Raw genomic sequence first — 14,833 nt, 5'->3', positions numbered from 1 at the left:
GGTGTCGCTATGCGCTAGCGACCGGCAGGGTCAGAGCCTCAGCTCTGGCCACCCGCCAGCTTCTCGCGCAGGGCGGCCAGGGCCTCGTCCGAAGCGAGAGCGCCGGAGCCCTCGTCGCTGCTGGAGGAGTACGAGCCACCGGCGGCGGCGGCAACAGCGTCGCCACCCTCGGCAGCGGCCTCGGCGTCGGCCTCACGGCTCTTGATGACCTGGGCCTGGTGCTGCTCGAAGCGGGACTGCGCCTCGGCGTACTGGCGCTCCCACTCCTCACGCTGCTTCTCGAAGCCGGGCAGCCAGTCGTTCGCCTCGGGGTCGAAGCCCTCCGGGTAGATGTAGTTGCCCTGGTCGTCGTACGAAGCGGCCATGCCGTACAGGGTCGGGTCGAACTCGACCTCGGCCGGGTTGGCACCGAGGGCCTCGTTGGCCTGCTTCAGCGAGAGGCTGATGCGACGACGCTCGAGGTCGATGTCGATGACCTTGACGAAGATCTCGTCGCCGACCTGGACGACCTGCTCCGGGATCTCGACGTGGCGCTCGGCCAGCTCGGAGATGTGGACCAGACCCTCGATGCCCTCGTCCACGCGGACGAACGCACCGAACGGAACCAGCTTGGTGACCTTACCCGGGACGACCTGGCCGATCTGGTGGGTACGGGCGAACTGCTGCCACGGGTCCTCCTGGGTCGCCTTCAGCGACAGGGAGACGCGCTCGCGGTCCATGTCGACGTCGAGAACCTCGACGGTGACCTCCTGACCGACCTCGACAACCTCGGACGGGTGGTCGATGTGCTTCCAGGACAGCTCGGAGACGTGAACCAGACCGTCGACGCCGCCGAGGTCCACGAACGCACCGAAGTTGACGATCGAGGAAACGACGCCGGAGCGCACCTGGCCCTTCTGCAGGGTGGTGAGGAAGGTCTGGCGGACCTCGCTCTGGGTCTGCTCCAGCCAGGCACGGCGGGACAGGACCACGTTGTTGCGGTTCTTGTCCAGCTCGATGATCTTGGCCTCGAGCTCCTTGCCCACGTAGGGCTGGAGGTCGCGGACGCGGCGCATCTCGACGAGCGAGGCCGGCAGGAAGCCACGGAGGCCGATGTCGAGGATGAGACCACCCTTGACGACCTCGATGACGGTACCGGTGACGATGCCGTCCTCTTCCTTGATCTTCTCGATCGTGCCCCAGGCACGCTCGTACTGAGCGCGCTTCTTGGACAGGATGAGACGACCCTCCTTGTCCTCCTTCTGGAGAACCAGGGCCTCGATGTTGTCACCGACGGAGACGACCTCGTGCGGGTCAACGTCGTGCTTGATCGAGAGCTCACGGGACGGGATGACGCCCTCGGTCTTGTAACCGATGTCGAGGAGCACCTCGTCACGGTCGACCTTCACGATGACGCCCTCGACGATGTCGCCATCGTTGAAGTACTTGATGGTCTCGTCGATCGCGGCGAGGAACGCCTCAGCGTCGCCGATGTCGTTGACCGCGACCTGCGGGGTGGTGCTGAGGGAGGAGTCGGTGGGGCTCGTCATTAGGAAAAGGGCTCCGGTACGGACATGAAGTCGTAGGTAATGCCACGCGGAGGGCCCGTATCGCTCCCACCGAAAGCCGGACAGCCAAGAACACGGCGCACCGGAGGTTCCCGCACAGCGAGAAAACCGGTGTCCGTCTTGCGACCGTGGGGTCTTCGACAGATGCGAGCGCGACCTGCTCCGTCCGAGGCGCGCAGGCCCGCAGCGCAACTTGTAGCATACGGGGACGGCCAGGAACGGTCAACGCCAAGGGCGTCAAGACGGTGGAGGCCGGTATGGATCAGGCCATATCCTCCGATTGCGCACCTCATGGGTGGCGGCCGCAGGAAGCCTTCCCCGGATGCCACCGCCAGGATCCGGGCCTTTCGGGCCGGGTTCGCGGCAGCGGCGCTTCCGCAGACCACACCCTACGCGATGGGCATTATCACCGTGGCCACCACCCCCCAGTCCGACCTGCATGATCTTGACGACGACGGCGACGACGCGGTAAGGCGCGCGGCCGAGGCCGGCGAGAGCAGCCGGGCCAGCCGGCACTGGTGGGACCGCAACGCGGACGAGTACCAGGACGAGCACGGGGAGTTCCTCGGCGACGACCGGTTCGTCTGGTGCCCGGAGGGCCTGGACGAGGCCGACGCCCGGCTGCTCGGGGACGTCCGGGGGCTGGCCGTGCTGGAGCTCGGCGCCGGCGCCGCCCAGTGCTCGCGCTGGCTGGCCGGACAGGGCGCCCGCCCGGTGGCCCTGGACATCTCCTTCCGCCAGCTCCAGCACTCCCGCCGGATCGACCTCGCGCGCGGCGCCTCCCCCGTGCCGGTGGTGCAGGCCGACGCCGCCGTGCTGCCGTTCGCGGACGGCTCGTTCGACCTGGCCTGCTCCGCGTACGGGGCGGTGCCGTTCAGCGCCGACACCGCCGCGCTGATGCGCGAGGTGCACCGGGTGCTGCGGCCGGGCGGGCGCTGGGTGTTCTCGGTCACCCACCCGATCCGCTGGGCCTTCCCGGACGAGCCCGGGGTCGAGGGGCTGACCGCCGTCGCCTCCTACTTCGACCGCACCCCCTACGTGGAGGAGGACGAGCACGGCCGGGCCACCTACGTCGAGCACCACCGCACGCTCGGGGACCGGGTGCGCGAACTGACCGGCGCAGGCTTCCGGCTGCTGGACCTGGTCGAGCCGGAGTGGCCGCAGGGGCACGAGCAGGAGTGGGGCGGCTGGTCGCCGCTGCGCGGGCGGCTGATCCCGGGCACCGCGGTCTTCGTCGCCGAGCGGGGCTGACGCATCGGGGAAACTGTCCGGGTGAACCCCGTCTGGCGCGAACTGCCCGTCCGTACCGCCCTGCCCGCGCTGCACCGCGCGCTCGACGAGCGCGGCACCGCCGTGCTGGCCGCCCCGCCCGGCACCGGCAAGACCACCCTGGTGCCGCTGGCGCTGGCCGGGCTGGCCGGGGACGGCGGCGAGGGCGGCGGCCCGGTGCGCCGGGTGCTGGTCGCCGAGCCGCGCCGGCTGGCGGTACGGGCGGCGGCCCGGCGGATGGCCTGGCTGCTCGGCTCGTCCGTCGGCGCCGAGGTCGGCTACACCGTGCGCGGCGAGCGCCGGGTCGGCCCGGACACGGTGGTCGAGGTGGTCACCACCGGCGTGCTGCTCCAGCGGCTCCAGCGCGACCAGGAACTCCCGGGCGTGGACGTGGTGGTGCTGGACGAGTGCCACGAGCGGCACCTGGACGCCGACACCGCGCTCGCCTTCCTGCTGGACGTCCGGGCGGCGCTGCGGCCGGAGCTGCGGCTGGTCTGCGCCTCGGCGACCTCCGACACCGCGGCCTGGGCCGAACTGCTGGGCGGCGGCGGGGCGGTGCCCGCGCCGGTGGTCGAGGCGCACGGGGTGTCCCACCCGGTCGAGGTGGTCTGGGCACCGCCACCGCGCGCCGTCCGGCCCGCGCACGGCACCCGGGTCGACCCGGCGCTGCTGGAGCATGTCGCGGCCACCGTCCGGCGGGCGCTGGCCGAGCGGTCCGGGGACGTGCTCTGCTTCCTGCCCGGCGTCGGCGAGATCGCCCGGGTGGCCGGACTGCTCGCGGGCGCCCCGGCGGAGGTGCTGCAACTGCACGGCCGGGCACCGCAGTCGGTGCAGGACGCGGCGCTCACCCCGGCCGCCGGGCGCCGGGTGGTGCTGGCCACCTCGGTCGCCGAGTCCTCGCTGACCGTGCCGGGCGTACGGGTCGTGGTGGACGGCGGGCTGGCCCGCGAGCCGCGGACCGACCACGCCCGCGGCCTGGCCGCCCTGGTGACCGTCCGGGCCTCGCTGGCCGCCGCCCGGCAGCGGGCCGGCCGGGCCGGGCGCGAGGCGCCGGGCGCCGTCTACCGGTGCTGGGCGGAGGCCGAGGACGCCCGGGCGGCGCGCTTCCCGACCCCGGAGATCGCGCTCGCCGACCTCACCCCGTTCGCCCTCCAGGCCGCCTGCTGGGGCGACCCGGACGCGACCGGGCTGGCGCTGCCCGACCCGCCGCCGGCCGGGGCGATGGCCGCCGCCCGGCAGACCCTGCTGGCGCTGGGCGCGGTGGACGCCGACGGGCGGGCCACCGCGCGCGGTGTCCGGCTGGCCCGCACCGGGCTGCACCCGCGGCTCGCCCGCGCGCTGGTGGACGGCGCCCCGGCGGTCGGTGCCCGGCGGGCCGCCGAGGTGGTGGCGCTGCTGTCGGAGGAGCCCCCGCGGGCGCTCGGGGACGACCTCGGCGCCGTCCTGCGGACCGTCCGGGAGGGGCGCGATCCCTACGCCGGCCGCTGGCGCGAGGAGGTCCGGCGGCTGCTGCGCGGGGCGGGCGACGCCCCGGCGACACCACTGCCGGACACCGCGGCGGTCGGCCTGGTGGTGGCGCTGGCATTCCCGGAGCGGATCGCCCGCGCCCGGGTCGAGAAGCCCGAACCGGGCGCGCGCAGCCCGTATCTGATGGTCTCCGGCACGGCCGCCGAACTGGCCCCCGGCACCGCGCTGGGCGCCCTGCCGTGGCTGGCCGTCGCGGTGGCGGACCGCCCGGCCGGGTCGCCGTCCGCGCGGGTGCTGCACGCGGCCGCGCTGGACGAGGAGACCGCGCGGCTGGCGGGCGCGCCGCTGCTGGCCGCCCGGGAGGAGGTGCGCTGGGACGCCCGGCGCGGCGAGGTCGCGGCCCGGCGGGTGGAGTCGCTGGGCGCCGTCGAGCTGGCCGCGGCGCCGCTGGACCGGCCGGACCGGGCGCTGCTGCGCGCCGCGCTGCTGGACGGCCTGGCCCGCGAGGGCGTGAGCGGTCTGCTCTCCTGGCCGGCCGGCGCGGCCGGGCTGCGGGAGCGGCTGGCCTTCCTGCACGCGGCGCTCGGCGAGCCGTGGCCGGACGTGGGCGACGAGGCGCTGCTGGCGGCGGCCGACGACTGGCTGGAGCCGGAACTCTCCCGGGCCCGGCGGCGGTCCGACCTGGCGCGGATCGACACCGCGTCGGCCCTCCAGCGGCTGCTGCCGTGGGCGGGCGGCGAGGCCGGCCGGCTGGACGAACTGGCCCCGGAGCGGATCACCGTCCCGTCGGGTTCGCGGGTCCGGGTCGACTACAGCGGCGAACGGCCGGTGCTGGCGGTGAAGTTGCAGGAGCTGTTCGGCTGGGCGACGGCCCCCGCGCTGGCCGGCGGGCGGGTGCCGCTCACCGTCCACCTGCTCTCCCCGGCCGGCCGCCCGGCCGCCGTCACCGGGGACCTCGCCTCCTTCTGGCGCGACGGCTACCGCGCCGTCCGCGCCGATCTGCGCGGCCGCTACCCCCGCCACCCCTGGCCGGAGGACCCGACCACGGCGGAGGCCACCCGGCGCACCAACACGCGCAGATGAGGGCCGGGCCGCCCTGCCCCACCCGGAAGACGGCCGCGGGCGCGGACCGAGGCCCGCGCCCGCCGCCGTCCGGACGCGTGTCAGTGCGCGGCGGCCTCCCAGTCGGCGCCGACGCCGACCGAGACGTCGAGCGGGGCACGCAGCGGGTAGGCGCCGGCCATCTGCTCGCGGACGACCGCCTCGACCCGCTCGCGCTCGCCGGGGGCCAGCTCCAGCACGATTTCGTCGTGCACCTGGAGCAGCATCCGGGAGCCCAGGCCGGCCGCGCGCAGCGCCTCGTCCACCCGCAGCATGGCGATCTTGACGATGTCGGCGGCCGAGCCCTGGATCGGGGCGTTGAGGGCCATCCGCTCGGCCATCTCGCGGCGCTGGCGGTTGTCGCTGTTGAGGTCCGGCAGGTAGCGGCGGCGGCCGAGCAGGGTCTCGGTGTAGCCGGTGGCGCGGGCCTCGTCGACGACCCGGCGCAGGTAGTCGCGGACGCCGCCGAAGCGCTCGAAGTAGGTGTCCATCAGGCCCTGCGCCTCGGCGGGCTTGATGCCCAGCTGCTGCGAGAGCCCGTACGCGGAGAGCCCGTACGCCAGACCGTAGGACATGGCCTTGATCTTGCGGCGCATCTCGGCGTCGACGGAGCCGCCCGGGACCTCGAAGACCTGGGAGGCGACGGTGGTGTGCAGGTCCTCTCCGGTGGCGAAGGCCTCCAGCAGGGCCTCGTCCTCGGACAGGTGCGCCATGATGCGCAGTTCGATCTGCGAGTAGTCGGCGGTGAGCAGCGACTCGTAGCCCGCGCCGACGACGAAGGCGCGGCGGATGGCGCGCCCCTCCTCGGTGCGGACCGGGATGTTCTGCAGGTTCGGGTCCTGCGAGGAGAGCCGGCCGGTGGCGGCGACCATCTGGTTGAAGGTGGTGTGGATGCGGCCCTGCGGGGAGACCGTCTTGAGCAGGCCCTCGACGGTGGTGCGCAGCTTGGCCTGGTCGCGGTGGCGGAGCAGGATGACCGGCAGCTCGTTGTCGGTCTGGGTGGCGAGCCAGGTGAGCGCGTCGGCGTCGGTGGTGTAGCCGGTCTTGATCTTCTTGGTCTTGGGCAGGGCCAGCTCGCCGAAGAGGATCTCCTGGAGCTGCTTGGGCGAGCCGAGGTTGAACTCGCGGCCGGCCGCGGCGTGCGCCTCCTCGACCACGCGCTGGATCTCGGCGGCGAACTGGGCCTCCAGGCCGGTGAGCCAGGCCCGGTCGGCGGCGATGCCGGTGCGCTCCATCCGGGCCAGCAGGGCGGCGATGGGCAGCTCCATGTCGCGCAGCAGCTCGGTGGCGCCGACCTCGGCGAGGCGGGTGTCGAAGAGCGCGGCGAGGTCGAGCACGGCGCGGGCCTGGAGCATCAGCGCCTGGGCGCGGGCGGCCGTGCCGTCGGTGCCGTCCTCCTCCTCGGGGGCGTCGAAGGCGAGTTGGCCGGTCTCGGCGACGGGGGCCGGGGTGAGCGAGCGGCCGAGGTACTCCTCGGCGAGCACCTCCAGGCCGAAGGTGCGCCGGCCGGGCTTCTCCAGGTAGGCGGCGAGGGCGGTGTCGGCGGCGACGCCCTCGATCCGCCAGCCGCGCTCGGCGAAGGCGCGCATGACCTGCTTGGCGATGTGCAGGGCCTTGGGGGCGGCCGGGTCGGCCAGCCAGGCGGCGAAGGCGCGTTCGTCCTCCTCCGCGAGCAGGGCCGGGTCGAACCAGGCGGCGCCCTCGCCGACGGCGAGCGCGACCTCGGTGACCTCGCCGGTGCCGAGCGCCCACTGGTAGACGGCGGCGAGGGCGACCGGGGTCTTCCCCGCGGCGTGCTGCCGGAGCCAGGCGGCGAGCGTGCCCGGGTCGGTGAGCAGTTCGCCGTCGACCTCGACGCCGGGGGCGAGTTCGGCCTCGGCGGCGGGCTGCTCGGCGCCCGGGTCGATGCCGAAGACGCGGTCGCGGAAGTTGGCGTTGCGGAACTCCAGCGACTCCATCAGGGTGCCGACGGCCTCGCGGTCGAACGCGGCGCGGCCCAGGTCGTCGACGCCGAGCGGGAGTTCGACGTCGCGGACCAGCTCGGTGAGGACGCGGTTGCGCTTGACCGAGTCCAGGTGCTCGCGCAGCTTCTCGCCGATCTTGCCCTTGACCTCGTCGGCGCGGGAGACCAGTTCGTCGAAGGAGCCGAACTGGTTGACCCACTTGGCGGCGGTCTTCTCGCCGACGCCGGGGATGCCGGGCAGGTTGTCCGACGGGTCGCCGCGCAGGGCGGCGAGGTCGGGGTACTGGCGGGGGGTGACGCCGTACTTCTCGGCGACCTTCTCCGGGGTGTAGCGCGTCAGCTCGGAGACGCCCTTGGTCGGGTAGAGGACGGTGATGTGCTCGGTGACCAGCTGGAGGGAGTCGCGGTCGCCGGTGACGATGTCGACGTCGTAGCCGGCCGCCTCGGCGGCGGTGGCCAGGGTGGCGATGATGTCGTCGGCCTCGAAGCCCTCGGCGGTCAGCCGCGGGACGCGCATGGCGTCCAGCAGTTCGCCGATCAGCGGGACCTGGCTGCGGAACTCGTCCGGTGTCTTGGCGCGGTTGGCCTTGTAGTCGGGGAACTCGACGGAGCGGAAGGTCTGCCGGGAGAGGTCGAAGGCCACCGCGACATGGGTGGGCCGCTCGTCCCGCACCGTGTTGGCGAGCATCGAGGCGAAGCCGTACACCGCGTTGGTGGGCTGGCCGGTGGAGGTGTTGAAGTTCTCCACGGGCAGCGCGTAGAACGCCCGGTAGGCCATCGAGTGCCCGTCGAGCAGCATCAGCCGGGGCCGCGATCCGGCCCCGCCGCCACCCGTCGCGCCCTTGTCCGTACTCTGCGTAGCCACGTCAACGTCCGTTCCTGCCGATTCCACTACCGGCCCCCGATCCTATGGCCCGGCACCGACAAAAGGGACGCCGCGCGGGGCGGGGCCGGGCGGGCGACGCGCCTGCCCGCCGCCGCGGTCGCTACCGCCCAGTAGCACGGTCGTACGATCGCAGGCAGCACGACGACGTGACCCCGAGCGGCAGGAGCTTCCCCATGACCGGCGCGACCCCCGACGCGTCCACCGTCCTGAAGGTCCCCCAGGACGTGCTGGACCACTTCGCCAAGCTGGGCGTGGAACCGGCCACCTTCTCCGGTGGCCACCTCGGCGAGAAGCTCGGCATCCGGATCGTCGAGGCCTCGGGCGACCGGGTGGTCGGCACCATGCCGGTCGAGGGCAACCAGCAGCCGTACGGGCTGCTGCACGGCGGCGCCTCGGCCGCGCTCGCCGAGACCCTCGGCTCGATCGGCGCGATGCTGCACGCCGGCCCGGGGCGGTACGCGGTGGGCGTGGACCTGAACGCCACCCACCACCGCTCGGCCACCTCCGGACTGGTCACCGGGGTCGCGACCGCCGTCTTCAAGGGGCGCACCGCCGCCACCTACGAGATCGCGATCACCGACGACACCGGCAAGCGGATCACCAGCTGCCGCCTGACCTGCATGCTGCGCGACCTCTGACCCGAATCCTCAGGTAGTGGCGAAGTCCGGCGGCGGATACGGCGACAGGTGCGCTTTCTGTTTGAGAAGATCGAGGCTCCTACGCCTAATCGACTCGAACATGAAAGCGCACCTGTCTGGCGAAGAAGTTATCGCGTCGCCGTACTGTCTCCCGTGCCCCGGGCCCGCGCCGGGCCAGGCTGGAGGCCCGGGCGGGTCCGCCGGATGGGTCGCTGACGGAGAACGGCGGCCTGGTGCTGGTGGCCGAGCTGGACCGGGCGCTGGGCGTCACCCGCGCGTTGGACGCCGGGATCAGCCCCGGTCAAGGAGCGTGACCGGGGTCTGTCCGGGGGCGAGTTCGCGCTGGCGATGGCGGTGGTGCAGCTGACCGACGAGAACCACCTGGTCGGCTTCGACCGGTTGCGCGCGGACGCGGTCGACGAGGGGCTGCTGCCCGCGCCGGTCCCCGTCGCGACCACCGCCGCCACCTTGGCGACCCGCTTCGGCCAGGCCCGGCGTGATGGCATCGAGCGGGCTACGGCCCAGATCGGCGCCCGTACGCTCGCCGCTCCCACGGCCGCACCGCGTCCCAGGCCCAGATCGACCCGGCGGTGGACGCCGTGCGCGCGAACGGGGCGGGCGGGCGGACGGGAAGATCCTGTTCCAGGGCAATTCCGGCTACTACGCGGGGAAGGTCGCCGAGAAGATCGTGGCCCGCGAGGCGCTGTTCCGACTCGGGGTGCCGCGCTCTCGGCCGTTGTGCCGGGCAGTGGCCGCCGTACGCGAGGACGACTGGATCGACGCGCTCGACCACCCGCACGCGCAGGTCGCGTTGCTGGACTACGTGCCGTCCGGCCGGCCCGGGGTGCCCGCGTGATGGCGCGCCGGGTGCCCTACGACGGCGCCGAGTTGTCCGCCGACCCGCGCTCGCACCGCTCGCGGACCGTCGGCAAGGACCAACTCGCCCTGGTCCTGGACGGCATCGCCGACCAGGCATACGCCTACTCGTTCATCGCCACCAACGAGGAACCGGACCTGGACGAGGAGATCGCGACGGCGGAGTGGGAGTTCCGCCGCCGCACCAGGATCGAGGAGCTGTTCCGCGACACCGCCCACGGCGCCAGGCTGGGCCATCTGCCGTCGGGCTCCCACTCCGTCAACAGCATGTGGATGTGGGGTGCCCCGCCGGCGTGCAACCTGTCCGCCTGGCTGCAGATGCTCGGCCCACTCGGCGCCGCGAAGCGTCGCATCGCCACCGGGCGCCGGCTGCTGATCCGCCGCGCCGCCCGCTGGACCACGACCGGCCGCCGCCATGAAATCCACTTCCCCGCCGAAGCAGGCGAGTTGACCGCCCAGGCCCTGGCCCGCATCCGCAGCACGAGACCACTCCTGGCAGACTGACCCAGCGCCTGAACGGCCCCGAACCACCCGCACCAGCCCTGGAAAGCCGCCCACCCGGCACGACAGCCGGGCCACACACCTACCCGCACACCCCGGAACGACACCGACGGCCAGCGCGGAGATCAACTGACTGACCGTCGGCCACTACCTGCGGATTCGGATCAGAGATGCGCGTACCACATCAACGAGTCGCAGAACGGGAAGCAACACGTTGATTCTCTGCGAGCCCTTACTCCTTGCCGCGTCGCCCGCCCGGAACGCGGCTGCCGCCGCCCAGGGGCGGGCGGCGGCAGCTGGTGGAACAGGGCGGGACGGCTCAGGTGAGCTTCTCTGCGGTGGCCGTCCAACGCTGGTTGTTGCCCTGGTTGCAGCCCCACAGGACCGGCCGGGTGCCGGGGTCGGTCTTCCAGGACGGCAGATCGACGCAGAGGCCGGAAGCGGTGTTGCGCAGGGTGCCGTCGGAGTTCAGCGCCCACTTCTGCCCGTCGAGGTTGGCGCACGCCTGCATGATCAGCCCGGTGCCGGGGGCCAGCGCGTTGTCCCGACTGGAGAGGCAGAGGCCGTTGTTGCGCAGGGTGCCGTCGCCAGCGAAGTTGAAGTGCTGGTTGTCGCCGCCCCAGCAGCCGTAGATGGCGATGGGGGCGCCGACGGAGACCCCGCCCACGGCGTCGAGGCAGCTGGCAGGTGCGATGGCGGACCGAATCGAGGTGGTGGCGCCGGACTTGCCCATGAAGGCGGGCCCGGCGAAGCCGTCGACCCGGCCTTCGATGCCGCCGCTGCTGAGGCCGCGCCAGATGTGGACGCTGCCGGAGGTGTCGATGCCCCAGAGGTCGGCCAGTCCGTCGCCGTTGAGGTCGCCGGAGGAGCCCATCTGCGGGTAGGCGGCGGTGCTGGTGCCGCTGGCGCCGAGGATAAGGCGGCCGGTATCGGGCCGGGTGAGGGCGGTGTAGTCGGGCGTCACGGACTTGTCTGCGTTGACGGTGCCGGTGATGGCGTACGCGTAGACGTTGCCGTGGCGGTCGCCGGGGCCCCGGTAGCGGGCCCAGACGGTGGCCTGCTGGACGGACTCGGTGTCGGAGATCTTCAGGGCGCCGTTGGCCGGTCCTGGGTTGATGAGCTCATAGTCGTTCCAGGTGCCGTGGCCGGCTTCGGTGGGGATCAGCTGGGCGGTGGGGCTGAGATCGTTGGCGCCGCCGGGGCGGTACAGCCAGAGCCGACCGTCCCGCTCGACGGTGAGCAGCGAGGTGCGGGTGGTCATGACAGCGCCGGACTTGCGTTCCCCTTCGGGGGTGCCGATGGCGATGAGCTGGGTGACCGTGGACCAGTCCTCGGCGTAGGCGCCGGTGGTGGAGCAGGTGGTGAGCGGTCCGCCGAGGGTCAGCTTGCAGTTGGCGGGCCGGGTGAGGCTGGTCGAGACGAGGTTGTCGAAGTGGCCCGCGCCGTCGTTGTAGACGAGGTTCAGCAGCTTCTTGAGCTCGGGGTCGGTGGTGTTGTGGGTGATGATCTGGTCCACGTCGGCTCCGCTGATGAGGGCGCCGCGGTGGGTGATCAGGTAGTCGTTCCAGGTCGGGTGGTGGTCCTGGTCGTTGCCGGGCGCGGAGGCCGCGACGGCGGAGTTCGTGCGGGTCGGGTCGGTGTTGGCGCCAATGGCGTTGAGGTTGCCGGCAGCGTCGGGGAGCAGGATGTCGGCCTTGCGGTCGCCGTCGACGTCACCGAAGACGGGCAGCGAGCCGGCCCGCCAGGGAGCGTAGTAGCTGTAGCTGGCGACGTCGCTGTAGTTGCCTGCGTTGTCCTGTGCCTGGGCGTAGAGGAGGTTGGTACCCCAGTTCCCGGGAGTGTGCCGGAAGGTGCCGTTGCCGTTGCCGTCGGCGGTGACAGTGCCGGCGTCGCCGCAGTGCCAGCCGGTGACCGGGGTCGAGTCGGTGCTGACCCGGAAGCAAGCCAGCCCCGAGGCCTGGAGACCATTGGTCGGCGCCGGGTCGGTACCACTGAGGGTGAACGTGGCGTTGGTGTCGGAGAAGGCTGTGGGGTTGTCGTTCGGCGTGCCGGATGGCGGGAAGTCGGGCGAGCTGATGCTGGCGCGCGGGTTCGTCCGGTCGACGCGGAAGTAGCAGAGGGCTGTACTGGCGGAGGTTAGCGTGCCGTCGGTGGACCAGGCGTTCCAGCCGTACTGGTGGCCGTCGGCGAGGCTGCCGACCGGGACGGAGGCGGGCGCGTTCCAGGCCCCGCCACCGGCGGAGGGAGTGGAGCTCCAGCCGGCGTCGTTGTCGTCCCAGACGTGGAACTGGTTGGTGAGGTTGAACCCGGCGGGCGACCAGCTGTTGAAGCTGAGCCAGATGTTCTGGTTGGCACCGATCCAGCCAGGGTTGCTCCAGGGGTGGCTGCCACTGATGCCGACGGTGCAGTCGACGGAGCGGTTCTCCTTGGCGTAGTACGGGTACGGGCCGGTGCGCGGGTACCAGACGCTCGGGGTGTGGTCGTACTCCGTCGTGATGGACGGGTTGTTGGCGAACCGGTGCCGGTAGAACATGTTGTTCTCGTCGTCCGGTGCGATCCCGATGATCATGTGGGTCTTGCCTTGGGAGACCGCCTGCTGGACGGCAGAGGTCACGGTGACGTTCAGAGCGCCGGCGCCGGTGATCGAGCCGTCGCCGATCCGGGGGCAGTTGTCCATCCTGCCGGCGTAACCGCAGGGCTGGCTGCCCCAGTCGGTGCCCGTGTTGATGTCGCCGTTGGGAGCCCAGTAGAAGCCGAACGGAGTTGGAGTGCCGGTGCTGGCCGCCCAGGTGACGGTGGTATTCAGGACCGAGCCGAAGATGCTCGGCGGGTTCGGGGCACCGCTGGGCCAGACGCGGAGCGCATCGTTGATCGCGATCTTGAAGTAGGCGCGCTGACGACCCTTCGGGACGCAGTCGCTGTAGCCGCAGAAACCGGTGGAAAGGTTGGCGTAGGCGTCGTAGTTCTTGGCGCCCGGGTGGTTCTCCTGGACCTCGACCGAACCCTGGCTGCTGCTGGTGGCGACCAGGGTCGGGTCCAGGTACCAGGGGCCGGTGCCTTTACCGAGCGCGTTCTGGTCCGGGGTCAGCTCGATTGCGCCGTCAGTGACCTTGGTGGCCATCCGGGCGACGATCGCGTGGTCACCGGGGCTCTCGGCGGTGGACGGGGCCGGCGTCTCCCGCAAAGCCTCGGACGCCTGCGCGGACTCGGCGTCGCGTACGGCCTTCGAGGCGGGAGCGGGATCAGTGGAGGGCGAACCGGTGGAGCTGGCGGCCGGGGTGTTGCTGGAGTCCCATTGGATCGGGGCGGGAGCGTTGAAACGCGTCCGCCCGCTCGTGTCCTTGGCTTCGATGTTGCCGGCCGCGTCCGCGGCAACAGTCAGACCGGTTGCGTCGGTACGGAATCGTAGAACCGTCAGTTCTGGCCGGGCGGCGGCCTGCGCGGTCCGGACGACCAGCACGTTCCGCCAGCCACCGGCCGGTAGCGCCGTCACGAGGAGATCGACTTCTGGAAGGACGTCGCGGTACGTCGCGGTGGCGCCATCGAGGATGGGCATGGGCAGGGCGAAGGGGGCGCTGACGGCGATCTTCTTGCCGTCGTCCGTGGTGAGGCTGGCCATCGGGCCGTCGCCGCCCCCGGAGAGGATGAGCCCGGAGAGGGCCACGGCGGGCGTGACGCTTCCGTCGGTGTTGCGGTGCAGTGTGGCGTCGAGGTCGGCCCAGGTGCCGTTGCGCCGTGTCCGTACGGGCTGTGCGCTGTCGGTGGTGACCAGTCGGCCGACGGAGGTGGCGGCGGTGGAGGACGTCTCGGTGGTCAGTGCTTCGATCTGGACGGGCTGCCCGGTCCGCTTGGCCTGCGCGACGGCTTCTGCGACTGCCCGTTGCTCGGCTGTCTGTACAGCGGGCGCGGGGGTGGTGAAGCCGTCCGGGCCGCGTCCGGACGGGCCGGGGTCGGCCTGCGCGGGTGAGGCCGTCACGGCGAGGACGAGAACTCCGGAGGCGGCAAGTGCCGCGATCCGGCCGATTTTGCGGCGGTACGGGCGCGAACGCGCGGAATCGTGGTATGTGGTGCGCGGTGTGGTTGTCATGGCGATGATGTGTGACCCTCCCCGATTGCCACCCCGGCGGGCGGACGTTCGGATCGGAACTGTGGGTGGGGAACTGCCGTCAGGTCAAGTGGAATTCTTCCTGGTTTCATAGGCACCTGAAATGGCCCCGGTGCCATGGCACGGTGCGCATTGCAGGAGCTGAACCTACCGGCTGGTAGGTATAGACCACCTCTTCGATGGTCTTCTAGGGTCGGTGGCGCTCATCGCGTGGTGTGCGATCCGTTACACCGCATGGCGGCACATCACATCTGGGGGGATCACGATGATTTGGCGTGTCCGTGTACGGATGGCGGGTGGCGGTTTCGCCGGCCCGCTCCGGCGGAGGCCCGGCCCAGCGGCCGTGGTGGCCGTTCTCGCGATGCTGATCGGTCTGGTCGGCACCCCCTCCACGGCGGCGTGGGCGGCTGCGCGCCAATCGACCGGGGAGGGGGAGGTGTGGGTGCCGCCGAACACACCGATGGGCGCTGACACTCCGTC

7 protein-coding genes are annotated in these 14,833 nt (G+C 72.2%); 4 read left to right on the top strand and 3 right to left on the bottom strand.

The window, feature by feature from the left end; translation table 11 throughout:
- Positions 1-38: 38 nt before the first annotated feature.
- Entirely contained in the window at positions 39-1,529 is a 1,491-nt protein-coding gene (rpsA, locus tag ACIQIB_RS24280; protein ID WP_329487183.1) for a 30S ribosomal protein S1, read from the bottom strand.
- Positions 1,530-1,943: 414 nt separating this feature from the next.
- On the opposite strand from rpsA, the gene ACIQIB_RS24275 reads away from it, so the two are divergent.
- Together ACIQIB_RS24275 and hrpB are read left to right on the top strand one after the other, a co-directional pair.
- The gene (locus ACIQIB_RS24275) at positions 1,944-2,798 is read left to right on the top strand and encodes a class I SAM-dependent methyltransferase (RefSeq protein ID WP_400760551.1); all 855 of its coding nucleotides are present in this window, start codon (positions 1,944-1,946) and stop codon (positions 2,796-2,798) included.
- Positions 2,799-2,819: 21 nt separating this feature from the next.
- The gene (gene hrpB, locus ACIQIB_RS24270) at positions 2,820-5,366 is read left to right on the top strand and encodes an ATP-dependent helicase HrpB (RefSeq protein WP_400760549.1); all 2,547 of its coding nucleotides are present in this window, start codon (positions 2,820-2,822) and stop codon (positions 5,364-5,366) included.
- 80 nt (positions 5,367-5,446) lie between these two features.
- On the opposite strand, the gene polA is transcribed toward hrpB, so the two are convergent.
- Positions 5,447-8,146 carry a DNA polymerase I gene (gene polA / locus ACIQIB_RS24265; RefSeq protein WP_363609350.1) on the bottom strand — a complete coding sequence of 900 codons (2,700 nt, stop codon included), beginning with the start codon at positions 8,144-8,146 and terminating at the stop codon, positions 5,447-5,449.
- A gap of 260 nt (positions 8,147-8,406) precedes the next feature.
- Between polA and ACIQIB_RS24260 the strand changes: the two genes are divergently transcribed.
- Together ACIQIB_RS24260 and ACIQIB_RS24255 are read left to right on the top strand one after the other, a co-directional pair.
- Positions 8,407-8,871 carry a hotdog fold thioesterase gene (locus ACIQIB_RS24260; protein ID WP_363609334.1) on the top strand — a complete coding sequence of 155 codons (465 nt, stop codon included), beginning with the start codon at positions 8,407-8,409 and terminating at the stop codon, positions 8,869-8,871.
- A gap of 855 nt (positions 8,872-9,726) precedes the next feature.
- Positions 9,727-10,251, top strand: coding sequence for a hypothetical protein (locus ACIQIB_RS24255; RefSeq protein WP_400760547.1), 525 nt, complete (start codon positions 9,727-9,729; stop codon positions 10,249-10,251).
- 316 nt (positions 10,252-10,567) lie between these two features.
- On the opposite strand, the gene ACIQIB_RS24250 is transcribed toward ACIQIB_RS24255, so the two are convergent.
- The gene (locus ACIQIB_RS24250; protein WP_400760544.1) at positions 10,568-14,224 is read right to left on the bottom strand and encodes a ricin-type beta-trefoil lectin domain protein; all 3,657 of its coding nucleotides are present in this window, start codon (positions 14,222-14,224) and stop codon (positions 10,568-10,570) included.
- Positions 14,225-14,833: the final 609 nt, after the last annotated feature.

The organism is Kitasatospora sp. NPDC092286 (genome assembly GCF_044755565.1).
GTDB lineage: Bacteria > Actinomycetota > Actinomycetes > Streptomycetales > Streptomycetaceae > Kitasatospora.
This window is presented reverse-complemented; position numbering and strand designations above follow the sequence as displayed.

Coding starts and splice junctions, on each gene's coding strand:
- rpsA (WP_329487183.1), bottom strand. CDS start 1,529: ATGACGAGCCCCACCGACTCCTCCCTCAGCACCACCCCGCAGGTCGCG.
- ACIQIB_RS24275 (WP_400760551.1), top strand. CDS start 1,944: ATGGGCATTATCACCGTGGCCACCACCCCCCAGTCCGACCTGCATGAT.
- polA (WP_363609350.1), bottom strand. CDS start 8,146: ATGCTGCTCGACGGGCACTCGATGGCCTACCGGGCGTTCTACGCGCTG.
- ACIQIB_RS24260 (WP_363609334.1), top strand. CDS start 8,407: ATGACCGGCGCGACCCCCGACGCGTCCACCGTCCTGAAGGTCCCCCAG.
- ACIQIB_RS24255 (WP_400760547.1), top strand. CDS start 9,727: ATGGCGCGCCGGGTGCCCTACGACGGCGCCGAGTTGTCCGCCGACCCG.